At 54.9% G+C, this 19738-nt stretch carries 10 protein-coding genes, 1 tRNA gene and 3 rRNA genes; 13 read left to right on the top strand and 1 reads right to left on the bottom strand.

Features of this window, described 5'->3' with window-relative positions; all coding sequences use genetic code 11:
* Positions 1 to 115: 115 nt before the first annotated feature.
* From B1C80_RS13160 to B1C80_RS13110, 11 genes are all read left to right on the top strand, one after another.
* Positions 116 to 625 (top strand): hypothetical protein, encoded by a 510-nt coding sequence (locus B1C80_RS13160; protein WP_077921610.1) that lies wholly within the window; start codon positions 116 to 118, stop codon positions 623 to 625.
* Positions 618 to 1832 (top strand): S-adenosylmethionine:tRNA ribosyltransferase-isomerase, encoded by a 1215-nt coding sequence (locus B1C80_RS13155; RefSeq protein WP_077921608.1) that lies wholly within the window; start codon positions 618 to 620, stop codon positions 1830 to 1832. The genes B1C80_RS13160 and B1C80_RS13155 overlap by 8 nt, the downstream gene beginning before the upstream one ends.
* Positions 1833 to 1926: 94 nt before the next feature.
* On the top strand, positions 1927 to 3225 hold the full coding sequence (gene tyrS, locus B1C80_RS13150; protein WP_077921606.1) for a tyrosine--tRNA ligase: 1299 nt from the start codon (positions 1927 to 1929) through the stop codon (positions 3223 to 3225).
* A 434-nt stretch (positions 3226 to 3659) separates the two neighbouring features.
* Positions 3660 to 5000, top strand: a 16S ribosomal RNA gene (locus B1C80_RS13145).
* Positions 5001 to 5170: 170 nt separating this feature from the next.
* Positions 5171 to 5244 (top strand) — tRNA-Ala (locus tag B1C80_RS13140).
* 121 nt (positions 5245 to 5365) lie between these two features.
* A 23S ribosomal RNA gene (locus tag B1C80_RS13135) occupies positions 5366 to 8202 on the top strand.
* Positions 8203 to 8322: 120 nt separating this feature from the next.
* A 5S ribosomal RNA gene (gene rrf, locus B1C80_RS13130) occupies positions 8323 to 8433 on the top strand.
* The 16S, 23S and 5S rRNA genes sit together here with 1 tRNA gene alongside, the layout of an rRNA operon.
* A 108-nt stretch (positions 8434 to 8541) precedes the next feature.
* Positions 8542 to 9021 carry a (2Fe-2S)-binding protein gene (locus B1C80_RS13125; RefSeq protein WP_077921604.1) on the top strand — a complete coding sequence of 160 codons (480 nt, stop codon included), beginning with the start codon at positions 8542 to 8544 and terminating at the stop codon, positions 9019 to 9021.
* 2 nt (positions 9022 to 9023) lie between these two features.
* Complete coding sequence (locus B1C80_RS13120) at positions 9024 to 11189, top strand: xanthine dehydrogenase family protein molybdopterin-binding subunit (protein ID WP_077921602.1); 2166 nt, start codon at positions 9024 to 9026, stop codon at positions 11187 to 11189.
* 191 nt (positions 11190 to 11380) lie between these two features.
* Positions 11381 to 12082: a hypothetical protein gene (locus B1C80_RS13115; protein ID WP_129606996.1), complete on the top strand. Its 702-nt coding sequence runs from the start codon at positions 11381 to 11383 to the stop codon at positions 12080 to 12082.
* Between the two features lie 141 nt (positions 12083 to 12223).
* Positions 12224 to 12817 (top strand): YbhB/YbcL family Raf kinase inhibitor-like protein, encoded by a 594-nt coding sequence (locus tag B1C80_RS13110; protein ID WP_077921599.1) that lies wholly within the window; start codon positions 12224 to 12226, stop codon positions 12815 to 12817.
* A gap of 18 nt (positions 12818 to 12835) precedes the next feature.
* Here the strand turns inward: B1C80_RS13110 and B1C80_RS13105 are convergent, their stop codons facing one another.
* Positions 12836 to 13573, bottom strand: coding sequence for a DUF2490 domain-containing protein (locus B1C80_RS13105; RefSeq protein WP_077921597.1), 738 nt, complete (start codon positions 13571 to 13573; stop codon positions 12836 to 12838).
* A 200-nt stretch (positions 13574 to 13773) separates the two neighbouring features.
* On the opposite strand from B1C80_RS13105, the gene B1C80_RS13100 reads away from it, so the two are divergent.
* Complete coding sequence (locus B1C80_RS13100) at positions 13774 to 16629, top strand: TonB-dependent receptor (RefSeq protein WP_077921596.1); 2856 nt, start codon at positions 13774 to 13776, stop codon at positions 16627 to 16629.
* 230 nt (positions 16630 to 16859) lie between these two features.
* The gene (locus B1C80_RS13095; RefSeq protein ID WP_077921594.1) at positions 16860 to 19733 is read left to right on the top strand and encodes a TonB-dependent receptor domain-containing protein; all 2874 of its coding nucleotides are present in this window, start codon (positions 16860 to 16862) and stop codon (positions 19731 to 19733) included.
* The last annotated feature ends 5 nt before the right edge of the window (positions 19734 to 19738 follow it).

The raw sequence follows: 19738 nt of genomic DNA, 5'->3' as shown, positions 1-19738 counted from the left end.
AAGCTAACGGATTTACTCCGTCCGGGCCGTACCTTTGCGCCCTGATTTTATAGAGCTGGCCAAATCTGCATAGATCATTCACTGGCTGGCTCGTTCACTCATCTGTACTTTAGTAATGAAAGCCGGTACTTTTTTCGTCCGCGTCTGGCGCATCCTGTCCATTCTCGGTTTGTTGTTTGCGCTGTTCAACAGCTATATATCGTATCCTGCCGAAGTGGCCGTTCGTTTCGATGAATTAGGAACGGCTGTTCAGTACCTGGACCGGGAAACGCTGTTCTACATAGCCGTTGCTATTTTCCTGATCAACAATACGCTGATCAACGCGGTGGCCCGCCTGTTTCCGCGCGTACCCGCCAGCAAATTGCCCATTCCCAACCAGGCTCTCTGGGCCGCCCACCGAGATCAGCTCAATGAGGTTGTTGTCAACTGGTTTTACGCCCTTATGGCGGCTATAAATACCATACTGGGCTTGTCGCTGCTAGTCATATCCCTGCTCAACCGGTCTGACCGCGGTCAACTGGCCATGGACTACGCGTGGCTGATGCCACTGAGCACCGTTATTTTGATCGTTGTGCTGGCTGCCTTGCCGGTTCGTCTGTTCATGAAACCCACCGCCGATGACTGAAAATAACCCCCTGTCGTTGAGCCAGTTTCAGTACGATCTGCCCGACGACCGAATTGCCCGCTTCCCGCTGGCTCGGCGCGACGAGTCGAAACTGCTCGTCTACCGGCCGGGTCAGATCAGCCACGCTACATTCAGGGATTTGACCGACTGGCTGCCTGCCGACAGTTTTCTGGTATTTAACAACACGAAAGTTATACCGGCCCGGCTGCACTTTACCCGACAAACGGGGGCCGTGATCGAACTGTTTCTGCTGAACCCATTTCCAGCCGATCAGCCCATCACCGCTGCCATGGAAGCAACCGGCTCGGCCGTGTGGCAGGGAATGATCGGTAACCGGAAACGCTGGAAACCCGACGAAGCTCTTGAGGCCGATATACCAACTCCGTCGGGCCCGGTCAGGCTTACCGCAACCTGGCATGACGCCGGGCAGTCGGCCGTTCAGTTGAGCTGGCAGCCGGCCGAACTTACGTTTGCCCAGCTGATCCAGTACGCGGGCGATATACCGCTGCCGCCTTACCTGAAGCGAGACAGCATCGAGGCCGATCGGGTAACCTACCAGACCATCTATTCCGAGAAAGAAGGGGCTGTTGCCGCCCCCACCGCCGGACTCCATTTTACCCCGGCGGTGTTCGACGCTCTGGCCCGGCGGGGTATTGAGCACGATTACCTGACCCTGCACGTAGGAGCGGGTACGTTCCAGCCTATCAAGGTAGCCGACGTACGCCAGCACCATATGCATACCGAACAGGTAGTATACACGCGAACTATCGTCCAGAAAGTCCTGGCTCATCGCGACCATCTGATTCCGGTTGGCACTACCTCTATGCGATCGCTCGAGAGTCTGTACTGGATGGGTGTTCAGCTCCTGCGGAACGAGTCCGATCCGTTTCGGCTCGATCAGCAGTATGCATACCGCCTACCCGTGGCCGACCATCCGCCGGTGGCCGATGCGCTCGAAGCCGTGCTGGACTGTATGATCCGTACAAACCAGGAAAGTATTGTCGCGCACACGGGCATCTACATCACCCCTGGCTACGAGATGAAACTTTGTAAAGGCATTATCACCAACTTTCACCAGCCCGGTTCGACGCTTATCCTACTGATCTCCGCGCTGATTGGTGATGACTGGCGTTCCGTATATACGGAAGCTCTGGCCAACGAGTACCGCTTTCTGAGCTATGGCGACTCATCGCTGCTGTTGCCATAAACCACTAATTTTGCAAACTTAAAAGGAACGAGACCAGGGAAGAGGAGGATTCGATCGCCTTCCATCCGCTCGTCTACTCATTCGCTGATTGTTTATGAATTTTATTGAAGAACTGCGCTGGCGTGGCATGCTCAATGATATGACGCCCGGCACCGAAGAGCAACTTAGTAAGGAAATGACCGCTGGCTACATTGGCTTCGACCCAACGGCGGCTTCCTTACACATCGGAAACCTGGCCACCATCATGCTCCTTGTCCATTTCCAGCGGGCCGGGCATAAACCGTTTGCGTTGGTGGGGGGGGCTACCGGTATGATCGGCGACCCTTCGGGCAAATCGGCCGAGCGCGAGTTCCTGGCCGAGGATACACTCCGACGCAATCAGGAAGGCATCCGGAATCAACTGACCAAGTTCCTCGACTTCGATAGTGGAGCGAACTCGGCCGAAATGGTCAATAACTACGACTGGTTCAGGGAAATTTCCTTCCTTGGCTTTCTGCGCGAAGCCGGGAAGCACCTGACCGTAAATTATATGATGGCGAAAGACTCGGTAAAGAAGCGGCTGGAGACCGGCCTTTCCTTCACCGAGTTTTCGTACCAGCTCTTACAGGGCTACGATTACTACTGGCTGTATAAGAACAAAGGGATTCGTTTGCAGATGGGCGGGTCAGACCAGTGGGGAAACATAACCACCGGCACTGAACTGATCCGGCGTAAGGAAAGCGATGCCGGCAACCCATCCGATGATCAGGCATTTGCCCTGACCACGCCACTCGTCACCAAAGCCGACGGAACCAAATTTGGCAAGTCGGAGAGCGGTAACGTCTGGCTCGACCCTGCGCTCACCTCACCGTACCAGTTCTACCAGTTCTGGCTCAATGCCGCCGATGCCGACTGTGCCCGGCTGATCCGGGTTTTCACCCTGCTCTCCCGCGAAGAGATCGAGGAGTTGGAACGTCAGCATGCCGAAGCCCCGCACCTGCGGATACTACAGAAAGCCATTGCTAAGGACGTAACGATTCGGGTACACTCACAGGCTGGTTACGAACTGGCCGTTAAAGCGTCGGAGGTGTTGTTTGGCAAGGCCACGCTCGATACACTACGTTCTATCCAGGTCGATGAATTTGACGTCATCTTCGAAGGGGTGCCCCAAACGGAGGTATCGCAGGAAGAGCTGAGCAATACCAAAGACATTACCGACCTGTTATCGGTAGCCAGTCGGGGCGAAGTCTATGCATCGAAAGGCGAAGCACGTCGGGCTATTTCCCAGAATGCAGTCAGCATTAACAAAACAAAACTGGCCGATCCGGGTGCTCCGGTGCCTGCCGAGTGGCTTCAGGACCGGTATTTACTGGTTTCGAAAGGCAAGAAGAACCACCTGCTAAAAAAAGTTTAAACTTTTTTCGTCGGATAAGTGGCTGAGGTTGGGCCACTTATCCGATGGGCGGGGCCAGAGCTCCCAACTATTTTTCCGCCAGGGCTTGACAGAGGCCAAAAAGCGCCCTACCTTTGCAGTCCCAAATCGAGAGAAACAGGGCGCTGATCCAAAGCAACACGCTAACGGTCAGCGAGTTACGAGTAACAAACTGACAATCAATACCCAAAAATATTTTCAGTTTTTACTTGACAACCGGGAAAAAAGACGTACCTTTGCACTCCCAAACAACGAGACACGGAGCGGCCACCGAGCAACCCACTTCTCACCACGCTTCGGCCAACGGGCCAGGCGAACAGTTCTTTGACAAACGGGCAGCACATTATCATTCAGTCCTGCTCACTTCGGTGAGCCGGTTGAACAAGACAGTGAGTCACTGACTCACACAATTATTTACGATGGAGAGTTTGATCCTGGCTCAGGATGAACGCTAGCGGCAGGCCTAATACATGCAAGTCGAGCGGGTCGCAAGACCAGCGGCAAACGGGTGCGTAACGCGTAAGCAACCTGCCCTCAACTGGGGGATAGCCCTGCGAAAGCGGGGGTAAACCCGCATAGTCCCTTAGAGTCACCTGGCTTTTTGGGTAAACATTTATGGGTTGAGGAGGGGCTTGCGTCTGATTAGCTAGTTGGGGGGGTAACGGCCCACCAAGGCGATGATCAGTAGGGGTTCTGAGAGGATTGGCCCCCACACGGGTACTGAGAGACGGACCCGACTCCTACGGGAGGCAGCAGTAGGGAATATTGGGCAATGGAGGCAACTCTGACCCAGCCATGCCGCGTGCAGGATGAAGGCGCTCAGCGTTGTAAACTGCTTTTATCAGGGAAGAACTGTAGTCCTGCGGGATTATTTGACGGTACCTGAGGAATAAGCACCGGCTAACTCCGTGCCAGCAGCCGCGGTAATACGGAGGGTGCAAGCGTTGTCCGGATTTATTGGGTTTAAAGGGTGCGTAGGTGGGGTCTCAAGTCTGGTTTGAAAGTCGGCGGCTTAACCGTTGGATGTGGCTGGAAACTGGGATTCTTGAATGCGCTGGCGGTAGCCGGAACGGGTCATGTAGCGGTGAAATGCATAGATATGACCCAGAACACCGATTGCGAAGGCAGGCTACTACGGCGTGATTGACACTGAGGCACGAGAGCATGGGTAGCGAACAGGATTAGATACCCTGGTAGTCCATGCCGTAAACGATGATTACTGGCTGTTTGCCTTTTGGGGTGAGTGGCTGAGCGAAAGCGTTAAGTAATCCACCTGGGGAGTACGCCGGCAACGGTGAAACTCAAAGGAATTGACGGGGGTCCGCACAAGCGGTGGAGCATGTGGTTTAATTCGATGATACGCGAGGAACCTTACCTGGGCTAGAATGCGCGTGAAGGTATCAGAAATGGTACCGTGTAGTGATACACACAAAGCAAGGTGCTGCATGGCTGTCGTCTGCTACAATGGTCGGTACAGCGGGTCGCGATCCCGCAAGGGGGAGCCAATCTTGTAAAGCCGGTCACAGTTCGGATTGGGGTCTGCAACCCGACCCCATGAAGCTGGAATCGCTAGTAATCGCGCATCAGCCATGGCGCGGTGAATACGTTCCCGGACCTTGTACACACCGCCCGTCAAGCCATGGGAGTTGGGGGGACCTGAAGTTCGGGGTCACAACCGGACAAGGGTAAACTCGGCGACTGGGGCTAAGTCGTAACAAGGTAGCCGTACCGGAAGGTGCGGCTGGAACACCTCCTTTGGCGCGGTGAATACGTTCCCGGACCTTGTACACACCGCCCGTCAAGCCATGGGAGTTGGGGGGACCTGAAGTTCGGAGTGATAACCGGACAAGGCGTGGTTCGAGTCCACGCAGGCCCACCGTCAGTTCGGCAGTTGCTGATTAACAACTGAAAACTGATTAACATACCTGGGGGATTAGCTCAGCTGGCTAGAGCACCTGCTTTGCAAGCAGGGGGTCAACGGTTCGAATCCGTTATTCTCCACATGAACCAAACGTGGTTCATACGTTCTTTGACTTACAGGAAGAAAGAGAGTAGTCTGCAACGCGTATAGCGCTGTTGTATGGACATCAGGCATTGATAATTGAACAGGCGAATGCTATAAGCATACGCAGCAAAGGGCGTCTGGGGGATGCCTAAGGCTTCTGACGGCGATGAAGGACGTGGCAAGCGACGAAACACGGTGGGGACCCGCTGGCAGGGGCTGATCCACTGGTATCCGAATGGGGCAACCCCCTTAGTTGAAGACTAAGGACCACGCTAGTCGTGGGGCGAACGCGGTGAACTGAAACATCTAAGTAGCCGCAGGAAGAGAAAACAAACGTGATACCCTGAGTAGTGGCGAGCGAAAGGGGCACAGCCCAAACCAGTCTGGTTACGGCCAGGCTGGGGTAGTAGGACCCGACATCAAGCCAGCAAACTAACAGCAACGATCTGGGAAGGTCGACCATAGAGGGTGAGAGTCCCGTTCTGGTCCGTGCGTTGGTGGGTTGGGGATCCTGAGTAGGGGGGAACCGGAGAAATTCCCTCTGAAGCAGCCGGCACCATCCGGTAAGGCTAAATACGTTCAGAAGACCGATAGTGCAGAGTACCGTGAGGGAAAGGTGAAAAGTACGGGGTGTACCCGGGTGAAATAGAACCTGAAACCAGACGCTTACAAGCGGTCGGAGCCCTCGTGATGGGGGTGACGGCGTGCCTTTTGCATAATGAGCCTACGAGTAACCGTTGCTGGCAAGGTTAAGTGTGTGGACACACGCAGCCGAAGCGAAAGCGAGTCTGAACAGGGCGTGCAGTCAGCAGGGGTTGACGCGAAACTTGGTGATCTACCCGTGGCCAGGCTGAAGGGGTGGTAACACACCGTGGAGGGCCGAACCGATAAGCGTTGAAAAGCTTCCGGATGAGCTGCGGGTAGGGGTGAAAGGCCAATCAAACTGAGAAATAGCTCGTACTCTCCGAAATGTTTTTAGGAACAGCGTTCCGTGTTACCGTCTGTGAGGTAGAGCGACCAACAGGATGCGGGGGAGTCACATCCTACCAACTTCTATTGAACTCCGAATGCGCAGAGGGGTGCGGGGCAGTGAGGGGCAGGGTGCTAAGGTCCTGCTCCGAGAGGGGAACAACCCAGACCACCAGCTAAGGTCCCCAAGTGAATACTAAGTTGAACAAAGGCGGTCCGGCTGCTGAGACAGCCAGGAGGTTGGCTTGGAAGCAGCCATTCCTTTAAAGAGTGCGTAACAGCTCACTGGTCGAGCGGGGCGGGCGTCGATAATAACCGGGCATCAAGTATTTCACCGAAGCTGTGGACTCATGCAAGAGCATGATGTGGTAGGAGAGCATTCTGTGGGGGGTGAAGCTGGGGCGTGAGCCGCTGGTGGACCGCACAGAAAAGCAAATGTAGGCATAAGTAACGAGAATGAGGATGCGAACTCCTCACACCGAAAAGCTAAGGTTTCCTCCGCGATGGCAGTCATCGGAGGGTTAGTCGGGGTCTAAGGGGCAGCCGAATGGCGGGTTCTGAGGGGAAGTGGGTTAATAGTCCCACACTATCCATGCAGGTAGTCTCATGACGGAGTGCCGGGGGTGTTGGGTCCTGACGGAATAGGGCGCTGAGTGGCGGCTTCGGCCAACACGAAACACTGAAGGGGCTTCCAAGAAAAGTGAGGGTGCGTCAAGCGTATGGATACCCGTACCGTAAACCGACACAGGTAGCTGGGAAGAATATTCTAAGGTGCGCGAAAGAATCATGGTTAAGGAACTCGGCAAGATGACCCTGTAACTTCGGGATAAGGGGGGCCTACCCAGTGATGGGAGGCTGCAGAGAAGAGGCCCAGGCGACTGTTTACCAAAAACACAGGACTCTGCCAAAATGAAAGTTGACGCATAGGGTCTGACACCTGCCCGGTGCTGGAAGGTTAAGGGGGGATGTTACCCGCAAGGGAAAGCATTGAACTGAAGCCCCAGTAAACGGCGGCCGTAACTATAACGGTCCTAAGGTAGCGAAATTCCTTGTCGGGTAAGTTCCGACCTGCACGAATGGTGTAACGATCTGGGCACTGTCTCAACCATGAGTTCGGTGAAATTGTAGTAGCGGTGAAGATGCCGCTTACCCGCCACGGGACGAAAAGACCCCGTGCACCTTTACTACAGCTTAATATGGGTTGCTGGTCAGGCATGTGTAGGATAGGCGGGAGGAGTTGAAGGGGCGTCGCCAGGCGTTCTGGATCCAACCTTGAAATACCGCCCTTGGCTGACTGGTGATCTAACCTCTTTTGGGGGACAGTATTTGGTGGGTAGTTTGACTGGGGTGGTCACCTCCGAAAGGGTAACGGAGGTTTCCCAAGGTTGGCTCATGCCGGACGGTAATCGGCAGGGGAGTGCAATAGCAGAAGCCAGCTTGACAGTGAGGCATACAGGCCGATCTGGGACGAAAGTCGGGTATAGTGATCCGGTGGTTCCGCATGGAAGGGCCATCGCTCAAAGGATAAAAGGTACGCCGGGGATAACAGGCTGATCTCCCCCAAGAGCTCACATCGACGGGGAGGTTTGGCACCTCGATGTCGGCTCGTCACATCCTGGGGCTGGAGAAGGTTCCAAGGGTTCGGCTGTTCGCCGATTAAAGTGGCACGCGAGCTGGGTTCAGAACGTCGTGAGACAGTTCGGTCTCTATCTGTGGTGGGCGTTGGATGACTGAGGGGATCTGTCCTTAGTACGAGAGGACCGGGATGGACCAACCGCTGGCGGATCGGTTGTCTGGCCGCAGGCACGGCCGAGTAGCTACGTTGGGATAGGATAAGCGCTGAAGGCATCTAAGTGCGAAACCGGCCCCGAGATGAGTCATCCGGTATAAAGGGGCGTTGGAGACGACGACGTTGATAGGCGGCAGGTGTAGGCACAGAGATGTGTTGAGCTGAGCCGTACTAATGGCCCCGGACGCGTGTGCTTCGCTTTGTCTGGTACTATAGTGGCTATTGTTTTCTGGTTTTCCTGTGGGGAAAAAGACTTGAGCTATCTGATCGAGCCGGTCCCGTGAGGGGATGGTGTCGATCGAGGAACAACAAGCAGGTTGGTGCTGGTAAGGCGGGTGAACACCTCTTCCATTCCGAACAGAGCCGTTAAGCCCCGTACTGCCGATGGTACTGCTGTCACAAGTGGGAGAGTAGGAAGGTGCCACCTGCTGTTATTAAACGCGAAAGCCGTTACCCGATCCGGGTGACGGCTTTTTGCATGTTTATACGGCCTACATTTTGTAACTTGGAGCACTCATCTAAGTTATCTCAATCAATGGCTGTCTTCAACCTTAAAATCAATGGTCGCGCCTATCGCGCTGACGTTGATCCCGATACTCCATTACTATGGGTATTGCGCGATTCTTTCGGATTGGTCGGTACTAAGTACGGTTGTGGCATTGCTCAATGCGGAGCCTGTACCGTTCATGTTGATGGTGAAGCAACGCGTTCCTGTGTGCTGCCCGTTTCGGCAGTAGCTACGGCTAAAATAACAACGATTGAAGGCTTGTCGCCCACGGGCGACCATCCGGTGCAACGAGCCTGGAACGAGATTGACGTGCCCCAATGCGGCTACTGCCAGGCAGGGCAGATCATGACCGCGGCTGCGTTGCTGAAGCGTAACCCTACCCCTTCTCAGGCCGACATCGATGCTACGATGTCTGGAAACATCTGCCGGTGTGGCACGTACCATCGGATTCGGGAGGCTGTCAGCGTGGCTGCCCGAATGACCCCCACGGTTAAAACCAAGAAATAGTTATGACCGCATCAACCAATAAAAGCAGACGAAATTTCCTGAAGATAGCCGCAGCCGCCGGGGGGGGGGTGCTGGTTGGTTTCAACTGGTTCGAGTCAGAAGGAGCGGCTGTTGCTGTAGAGACGGCTACCGGAAGCGGGCTGGCTGGAAATACCTTCAACAGCTACCTGTCCATAAACCCGCAGGGTACCATTACCATTTTATCGCCAAACCCCGAGGTTGGGCAGGGCATAAAAACCGCGTTTCCGATCATCGTTGCCGAAGAGCTGGACGCAGACTGGACAAAAGTTGTTGTAGAGCAGGCGCCCCTGGATACGAAAAAGTTTGAACGGCAGGTGGCCGGCGGAAGCGGGTCTATTCCGCATTCGTGGAAACGACTGCGTACGGCCGGCGCTACGGCCCGCCAGATGCTGCTCGAGGCTGGCGCCAAACGCTGGAATGTGCCTGCTGCCGAATGCACGACCGAAAAAGGGTTTGTTCTGCACGCGGCCACGAAACGGAAGCTAAGCTACGGTGAGCTGGCCAATGAAGCCGCACAGCTCCCTGTACCTGCCGAAGTGAAGCTCAAAGACCCGGCCGATTTCAAACTTATTGGAAGCACGGTCAAAAACGTCGATAATCCGGGTATCATAACGGGAAAACCCTTGTTCGGTATGGATTTCTACCGGGAGGGTATGCTGTTCGCTATGATGCAGCGGCCCGGTTTCGGCCACAAGCTGAAGTCGATACGTAACACTACCACCATCAAGGCCATGCCCGGCATTACCGATGTCCTAACCATTGGCGATACGGTGGCTATTGTTGGGAAATCAACCTGGCAGGTTCGCAAGGCGAAAGACGCTCTGCAGATCGACTGGGAAAAGACCGATAGTGTGGAAAGCACAGCCGATCATAACCGGTTGTTCAGGGAATTGCTGGATAGCAAGGAGGCAACCGTTCGGCGGAAGGACGGCGATGTGGATGCCGCCTTTGCTTCAGCCGCCAAAGTGGTGAAGGCCGAGTACCAGTGCCCGTTTCTGCCGCACAGCCCCCTGGAGCCGATGAATTTTTTCGCGCATGTGCGCCCGGATGGGGCTGAGCTGGTAGGACCTACGCAAACGCCGGAACTGGCTCGTAATGAAACCGCCAAGCTCTTGGGTATTTCTCCCGACGCCGTCAGTGTTCAGCTTACCCGGATGGGGGGCGGCTTTGGGCGTCGGCTGAAAGCCGATTACGTGCTCGAAGCCGTACAGGTTTCCCAGCAGGTCAAAGCCCCTGTCAAGCTGATCTGGACGCGTGAAGACGATATGACGGGCGGCAGCTACCGCCCGGCTGTTCGGTATCGTTTTGAAGCGGCTCTGGACGCCCAGGGTACTATGATCGGTTATAAACTGCGGGGCGTTAGTATCAAAGCCGGTAATCCTACCCGTGAGGATAACTTCCCGGCGGGGGCGGTCGACAATCTGCTGATCGATAGTGTCGATTATGTAAAGTCGCCGATAACGACAGGCCCGTGGCGGGCGCCCATTACCAACTTCCTGGCCTTTGCAGAGCAATCGTTTCTGGATGAGGTGGCCCAGGCTGCCGGAAAAGATCCGGTAGCGTTCCGGCTGGCGTTGCTGGAGAAGGCAAAGCAAAAACCGGCTGGTGCCATTAAGTACGACATCGACCGCATGAAGGGGGTTATTGAACTGGCCGCCGAGAAATCCGGCTGGGGCAAGAAGAAGGGCGCCGATGGTAAACCCGTCGCCCAGGGTTTCAGCGTGTATTTTTCGCACCGGTCCTACGTAGCCCAGGTGGGCGAAGTAGTCATGCAGAAAGGCCGCCCGGTGCTACAGAAGATCTATTCAGCCGCCGACTGCGGTATTGTCGTGAACCAGAGCGGAGCCCGGCAGCAGGTGACCGGCTGTATCGTTGATGGTATAGGCCATGCCATGTATGGCAACCTGACCTTTAAGGAGGGCGTTCCGGAGCAGAAGAACTTCAATGAATACCGGATCATTCGGCTGAACGAAATTCCGGAAGTAGAAGTCCATTTTGTCAATAATACCATCGAGCCGACGGGCCTGGGAGAGCCTTCGCTGCCCCCGGCCGGGGCAGCGGTGGCCAATGCTATATTCAAGGCTACAGGCAAGCGACTCCGTAATCAGCCATTCGTAGAGGAAGAAGCACTGAAAGGGCTTTCCTGATCCCGGAAAAGGAGGAGTACCCCCAGTATTGAGCCGTTGAAAACAAGGCTGTCGGATGAGTGAATTTATTCGTCTACCAGCTTTGTTTTCAGCGGCTTAGTCTGTATATTTACCTTCCTTATTTCAATCAACAACCTTACTAATGAATGTCGTTAACTGACTCAGCGTCAGGGAAACGGCTTCTCAACCGCATGAAGCGAGGACGTTTAAATCCAAACCAACTTCAGATTGATTTTCTGGCGGCCTACCGGCAGACGCTGATTAGTCTCGGGAGTGTCGATAACCTGCCCGTGAACGAGAGTTTGTTCATGCGGATGACTGATCAATGGGAAAGTACCCGGGTAATACCCGCCGATCTTTTGTTCCGGAAGAGCCCGGTCGAAGCCGTTGTCTTTCGTTTACAAAAGCTGGATCGTGACAACGGAACGAACAGGCTCCGTTTTCCGGATGAGTTGATTGCCGGCGAGATTCGGGGTGAGCAGGGGCTAACGGGCTTTTCTGCCAAGTTTCGTGATCAGGGCTGGGTCATTCTGCCCGCCGAGCTGTCGGCCATGTACAAAAATCTGTTTCTGAATATCCTTACTGCCTCTATCGGGCTGGAGCACCTGTTCCCGTCGCGTACGGCCCTGCTGGCAGAAGCCGAGCGTGTGGCGCTGGCGGCCCTGCTGCCGGAAGAAGAAGTACGCAAATTTTTCGGACTTCGGCTTTCCAAATTTCCGGACTCGTTCCGCAGCGAGGTGTCGAATTACTTCAACCTGCCTTTTGATTACGTACTGAAACGGGCCAATCACCTGGATCTGGTATCGGAGCAGGTCATGGAAGAGACCCGAAGCAATACGCAGTCGGTTCGGTCCGGGCCCCTGCGTCGGCCGCAGAGCAGCCGGGCTGCATAGGTACAGTCCTTGTTCAGACCGAAAAACGGCGGTTAGGTACGCTGGATAAATGCCTGTATTCGTGGTGGTCAGACCGAAAAATTAACAAACTTTACTTTATTTAGCCGGTTAGATACGTGAACGTACTTAACCGGCATTTTTATGCGCCTTCTGTTACGGATCTTATTGGGAGTCGTTGTTGTGTCAGGGCTCCTGGCTATTGGTCTCCATTTTTATGCCAGAAGTAAGCGGACTCAGGAAACGGACTATCATCTGACTCTCAAGAAGACGCTGACCGTAACCAGTAGTTCATTTCCGCCCGGGGGCGATATGCCCGTTAACTGCACCTGTAAAGGACAGGAAGTATCGCCAGCACTAAACTGGGACAGTGATATCCCCGGCATAGAATCCTACGTTATTCTTACCACCGACTACGACGTGCCGACCCCGGCTTTTCCGTTATTCAACCTATCGCACTGGGTAGTGTATAATTTGCCAGACGTGGTGCATAGCCTGCCCGAGGGGGTTAGCGCCGAGCAGATGCGTATGCTGGGCGGAAAAACCGGGAAAAACGGCGCAGGTGCCCTCGCCTACATTGGTCCCTGTCCGCCAGTGGGCCGCCATGCCTACATTTTCCGGGTATACGCCCTCGATCAGGCCCTGACGTTCGAGGAGACTCCTGACAAACAGGCGGTGCTGAACGCGATGAAGGGGCATGTGCTGGCCTATGGCGAATTGACCGGCTATTTCCAGTAGTTCACTCCTCGAACGGCCCTACGGCTGCCTGCGTACATCCAATGTATGGAAGACAAATAGCCGTAGCGTGTGGTTGTTTACGTACGTATTACCCGAGGGTTGCTGAATGAACTGGTTCATATAGCCCAACTGACCCAGCAGATGCTTGCTAAACGGGTACGACATGCCCACAAAGAACCGATTCTGATCGAAGGTGTTCGCTACAATCTGCTTGCCGAAATTGAGAAACGCTTCGTTTTGAACAACGAAGTTAGGTACGTGTGGCTGGATGGTTTCGCCTTTAAGCGGAATCTGTAGCATGAGGTTATACCGCAGGCGCCAGTTGAAACCGTATCCGTCGCCTAGCTGATCGCCGTTGATGCGGTGATTGTACCGTTGCTCGGCCCGTATCCATTGCAGTAGATTTAGCCGGCCCGAACGGCCCGTCCACCAGATTTGCTGCCAGGGCCGATGTTCGGGGCGGATAATACCGCTGGGCGACAGATAAGACCCCACATAGGCGTAGCCAGCCGTCAGCCGCAGGTTGTCAGCGAGGAAGTATGTCGCACCAGCCCGCACCAGATTCTGGTTCGCACGATCCGCAAAATCGGTACGGCGATGATGAAGATCGACCCAAAGTCCCCAATGGGTGCTGAAGCGGGTCTGGTTGAAGTAGCCGAGCCAGGTGCCCTGCTGCGGGTTGACGATCTTAACTGACTGACCGGTAGCAATGGTGTACAAAAAGAAGAGTGATACAAGTAGTACTGATTTCTTCATAAAAAAACAGGCAATGAATAGAATTGACTGATTCCGTTTCAATCTATCCTTTAATAAAGATTTAAAGGCCCCCATTTGGAAGGGTGGGTAAGTTACTAGTTTATTTGTATAAATCCACTAATCCAATAGATTATAAGCACTAATAGTCTATCTACAACCGGGAGTAGTAGGAGAATACAGCAAGACACATAGTATCAAGCATGAAGAATCGTTTATTAGCTGCGCACCTTATCATATTGGTCGTGCTGGCATCGTTCCGGGCTGTTGCTCAGGACGATCTTATTCTGCTGTCGGGGCGGGTCGATGACAGCGACACCCGGCAGCCTATACCGGGTGCTGGCGTACTGATCAAGAACACCGTTGCTGGTACTATTACCAACGATCAGGGTGAGTTTACGCTCAAAACAAGAGTAAAGTTTCCGTTTACGCTGGTATTCCAGGTGATTGGCTATGCCCCCAAAGAAATTGTTGTTGAACGGCCCACGGATAAGATCAGCGTATCCCTCAATACGCAGGCGATACTGGGGAACGAGGTGGTCGTAACGGCCTCCCGGATCGAAGAAAGCATACTGAAGTCGCCCGTGGCGGTTGAGAAGCTCAATCTGCGGGTTTTGAAAGAAAGCCCTGCTCCGAGCTTTTACGATGCGCTCGAAAACGTAAAAGGCGTACAGATGACTACCTCCAGTCTGACGTTCAAAGTGCCGAACACCCGCGGCTTCAATATTCCGAACAATTTCCGGTTCATGCAGCTCGTCGATGGCGTCGACATGCAGGCCGCCACGCTGGGGGTGCCGCTCGGTAACGCCATCGGGCCAACGGAGCTGGATATCGAAAGTGTTGAGATCACACCCGGTGCGGCTTCGGCTCTGTACGGCATGAACGCCATTAACGGGCTAGCCAACCTGTTGACCAAAAGCCCTTTTCAGTACCAGGGCGTGAGTTTGTATCAAAAAACAGGGGTCAACCATATCGACGGAATCGATCGGGACCCCTCGATCCTGACCGAATCGGCCGTGCGGATCGCCAAAGCATTTAATAATCGCTTCGCCTTTAAGCTGAACTTCAGCTATTTGCAGGGAACCGACTGGCTGGCTAATAACCAGACCGACCAGAATCCTCAACCGCTCAATACGGCAAATCCCCGTTTCCCGGAGCTATCGGGAGCCAGCAACCCCGCCCGCGACTTGTGGAATCAGTATGGAGACGACGGACAAGCCCGGGTAGCCATTACGATTCCCTATAACGGTCGGAACGAAACCTTCAACGTGAGCCGGACTGGTTATCTGGAGCGGGACCTGGTGAACCCCCGGGTGCGTAACCTGAAATTTGACGGGAGTCTGCATTACCGGCTCAACGACCGGGTAGAGGTTCAGTACGGCTATCGGTACGGGCTGATGGATGGGATTTTTCAGCGGGGCAACCGTATTCAGCTGACGGGCGTAACGGTACAAAACCACAAGCTCGAGCTACGCAGTACCGATCTGGTGGTTCGGGCGTATGTGCTGTCTGAAAACACGGGACAGTCGTATAACCTGAACCCGCTGGCCTACAACCTGGACCTGAACAACGGCACCAACGCCGTCTGGGGTGCCAAATTCCGAACGGAGTTGCTGGCACAGGTCAACAGCGGTACCAACCTGGCAACGGCTATGCAACTGGCCCGCGTAGCCGCCGACCGGGGCCGCGTAGAACCCGGAACAGCCGCCTTCGAGTCGCTGAAGCAAACCATTGTCAATACCAACAACTGGGATATAGGCTCTATCATTCCGGGAGCGCCGGCAACGGGTGGGGCCGCACTCTGGCAGCAAAGCCGCACCTACCATAGCGATATTCAGTACAACCTAAGCCAGCGCATCAAATTTGCGGAGGTACTGGTTGGAGCCGATTACCGGCGTTATGAAGTCATTCCGGACGGTAACAACTTTGTCGATTTCTCGAAGCCGATCGAGCAGCGGACAACACCCGGCGGAGCGAACCAGATTTATACGAAATACGGCGCGTTCGTATCGGCCACCAAACTGCTGCTGGCCGACCGGCTGAAAGTAGCCGCTTCCCTGCGGGTCGATAACAATCCGGAATTTTCGCCAAAGGTGAATCCACGGCTGGCCCTTGTTTATACGGCTGCCGAGCGGCATAATTTCCGGTTTACGTACCAGAATGGGTTCCGCTTTCCGTCGTTATTCGAAGCACTGTCTTACGTAAACAACAGCAACGTTCGGCGCGTGGGCGGGTTGGCCCGGGTTAACGAAGGACTGGGCTTCCTGGAAAACTCGTATACACTGGCATCGCTGAACAACTTCAATGCAGCCGTAAATACCGATGTGGCTGCCGGCTCAACGCGAAATGCCGCAGCGCTGAGAAATCGGGGATTGCTTCAGGTGGCCAACCTGTCGCCGTCGCAGCCTGAACATATCAACTCGTTAGAAGTAGGGTACAAGAGCGTACTGCTCAACAACCGGCTGGCCATTGATGGGGAGGCTTACTACAACTCGTACCAGGATTTTCTGGGACAGGTTGAGGTGGCGGTACCGACTACCGGCCGGGTTGGTACCGATGCATCGGTGCTCGATATGCTGACTCGCGCCAACCAGGTCCGGTACCGCGTGTATACGAATGCCAAGAACACCTACCGCAGCTACGGCGCAGCGCTGGGCATTACCTACAACTTCTACCGTAAATTCACGTCGTCGGGTAATGTGAACTACAACAATATTGCTGGCAACGACAACCCCGATATTTTCGTGACGGGCTTTAACACGCCCAGGTACGTTGCCAACGTCAGTATCGGAAACCGGGAAGTGGCTAAGAACCTAGGCTTCAACGTGGTATGGCGCTGGCAGGATAGTTTCCTGTGGCAAAGTCCGCTGGCCAACGGTACCATACCGGCCTACCATACGGTTGATGCGCAGATGACCTATAAAGTGCCTCAACCCGCTTTGTCGTTCAAGCTGGGCGCATCGAATCTTTTTAACAACCGGTATATTCAGTACGCGGCCGGACCAACTATTGGCGGACTCTATTATCTGGCTATTACCTACGACGTAACACGTTTCTAGCTGACTGATTGCCAGAGGGGCTCCGGGTGTTTGTCTGTTGAGAACAGACATCCGGGGCTTTTTTGTTTTCGTGCTGCCGGGTGAGGTACTTAATCCGGTTACAGGACCCAGTTTTGTCCCCTGATCGGGTTCAAAAAAATGCGGCTTCGTAGCTCCGTTAGCTTAAACAGCGTCTAACTAGTTAACTTTGCTTGTGTCAAACGGAAGTAAAGCTTTATCAACGCATCTATATGAAACACATTTCTTTTTCTTTTATACTTATACTGGCTTTGTCGGTAACTAGCTGGGCACAAACGATTTTGTCGGGGCAGGTTACCGATGCCAACGACCAGCCCCTGGCTGGGGTGACTGTGCTGATTCGGGGTACCACCACCGGAACCGTAACCCAGGCCGACGGTCGGTTTTCGCTTTCGACGGATAAGGAGCTTCCCTTTACCCTGAGTGTCTCGTTCATTGGCTACCGGCGCGAAGAGGTTGTTGTTCGTGGAAATAACTTCAGAGCTATCGACGTAAAACTGGCTGAGGAAGCCATCACGGCCGATGAAGTAGTGGTATCGGCCAGTCGGGTGCCTGAAGACATCCGCAAAGCGCCCGTAACGGTCGAGAAGCTGGGGGCGCGGCAGTTTGCCAACTCGCCCGCTGCCAACCCCTTCGATGCGCTCCAGAACGTAAAAGGCGTGGACCTGCTTACCCAAAGTCTGACGTTCAAGTCGGTCAACGTGCGCGGGTTCGGGGCTAACAATAACAACCGGTTCGTGCAGCTCACCGATGGGATGGACAACCGATCGCCGGGGCTGGGGTTTGGCTTTGGCAGTGTAGCCGGCATTTCTGACCTCGATATCGAAAGCATTGAGCTGATTCCGGGGGCCTCGTCGGCCCTGTACGGGCCGGATGCGCTCCAGGGGCTGATGCTGACCTCCAGCAAGAACCCGTTTACCTACCAGGGACTGAGTGCACAGATGAAAGTAGGCCTCAATAACGTAGGCAAATCCAATTTCGGCCCCAAAGGCTACATCGACATGGCCGTCCGCTACGCGAAACAGGTCGGAACGCGGTTTGCCTACAAGGTGAATTTTCAGCGGGTGAGCGGCACCGATTTCATTGCCGACGATTACGACGACCGATCAACCAGCGCCCGAACCGGCTTCTTCAGCACCGATGCCGGACAGGGGGGCGTTGCCACGGGGATTGCCTACGTGCCCAACAATAACCCTAACACAAACTTCGAATACGACGGAGTCAATATATACGGCGACGACATCAACAACGCGGGCGCTTTCCGGTTTCCGGCCAACTACGGAAACGCGGCCCTGCAGGGCAAACTGGTTACCCGAACGGGCTATACCGAGCTGGATCTGCTGAGTAACTACGGTCTCGTTTATAACAACCGGGCCAACATATCGCTGCATTACAAAGTAGGCCGGAATATGGAAGCGTCGGTGGGTTGGTACTACGGCAACGGCAACTTTATCCGGACGGCTGGTTTCCGCGAATACTTCCCGGATTACCGGCGGCACCAGTTCAAGGCCGAACTGCGGGGCGACAACTTCTTTCTGCGGGCCTATACCACCCAGCAGCGCGCCGAAGGCTGGAACATTGGTCAAACGGCCCGGATCATCAATACCATCTGGAAACCGATCAGCCAGTGGGCCGATGAGTTTGGGCAGGCTTATGTCGAGAACAAAGTAAGCATCCAGGAAGCGCGGGCGGTGGCTGACCGGGGCCGGTATCTGCCGGGTTCGTCGGACTTTCGGTTTGTGCGCGACGGCATTACCAGCGTCTACAATAACGAGCGTATCGCCTTGCTGAACACGACCGGGACCCGCTTCCGGGACAACTCGCAGCTGTTCCACTACGAAGGCATGTACAACTTCTCCCAACTGCTAAACGGCGTCGTTGACGTGATTGCCGGGTCGAGTTTGCGCCGGTTCCTGCTCGAATCGGGTGGTACGGCTTTCCCGCGCCGGCCCGACGGATCGGAATATACCATCAACGAATTCGGTGCCTACGTGCAGGCGTCGAAGGAGGTGGGCTTTGGAACAGGCCCCGACCGGCTGACGATAAAGCCTACGGTGGCGGTGCGCTATGATAAGAACCAGTACCTGCAGGGTGGTTTTACGCCCAGAGCGTCGGCGGTGGTGAGTGCTGGCGTACATAACGTACGGGCGTCGTGGCAGTCGGCGTTCCGGAACCCCGCCCCGGGGCAGTTGTTCGCCATTCCGCCAACGGGGCAGGCGGGTGAGGTTGGTGGATTACCCCAGGCCTATAACGGAGCCGGACTGAACACCAACCCCGGCTATCTGCAGGTTGAAGTAACGCCCTATCAGAGCACTACGGGAGCCGCCGTGCCGCAGCCGTTCATCATCGACCCAACGCAGTTTACGACCGAAAAAATCAAGACTTGGGAGGTTGGCTACAAAACGCTGATCAGCAATCGGTTCTATGTCGATGCTTTCTACTTTTCGAGCCGCTACTCTGACTTCATTGCCGCCCAGAACGTATTCCAGCTTCTGACGCCGGGTGCCGATGTCAGCGCCTTACTGACGCCGACCAATTACCGGACGCTGCAGGTCAACTTCAACAACAGGAACGAAATCTTTGTGCGCGGGGCCGGTATTGGTCTCGAATACGGGCTTGGCCGGGGCTATACCCTCAGCGGCAACTACGCTTACCAGACCGGGCTGATTACGCTACGCGACGCCCGCGGTGCTATCCGCAACGACCGGGCAGGGGTGCCGGTCGTAAAGCGGAAGATGAGTAACCCGGAAGTGTCGCAGCTGGGGCGTAACTTCTTTATCTCGCCCGAGAACCGGTATAACATCAGCCTGGCCAACCCCCGCCTGACCGATCGGCTGGGGGCTACGCTTACCTACCGCTGGACCGACCGGACGTGGGTGGAGCAGGGGACTACAGCGGGCGATGTCTGGCTGCCTTCGTGGAGCAGCGTCGACGCGCAGGTCAGCTACCGGGTGCCTGCGTTTAAGTCGGTCGTAAAGCTGGGCGGTACCAATATCTTCAACCAGTATTACGCGCAGGGCTACGGTCTGGCCCGGATCGGTGGGTTATACTACCTCAGCATCACCTTCGATGAGTTGATGCGGTAACGGGT

This window comes from Spirosoma sp. 209 (assembly GCF_002006735.1).
GTDB classification, from domain to species: Bacteria; Bacteroidota; Bacteroidia; order Cytophagales; family Spirosomataceae; genus Spirosoma; species Spirosoma sordidisoli.
This window is presented reverse-complemented; position numbering and strand designations above follow the sequence as displayed.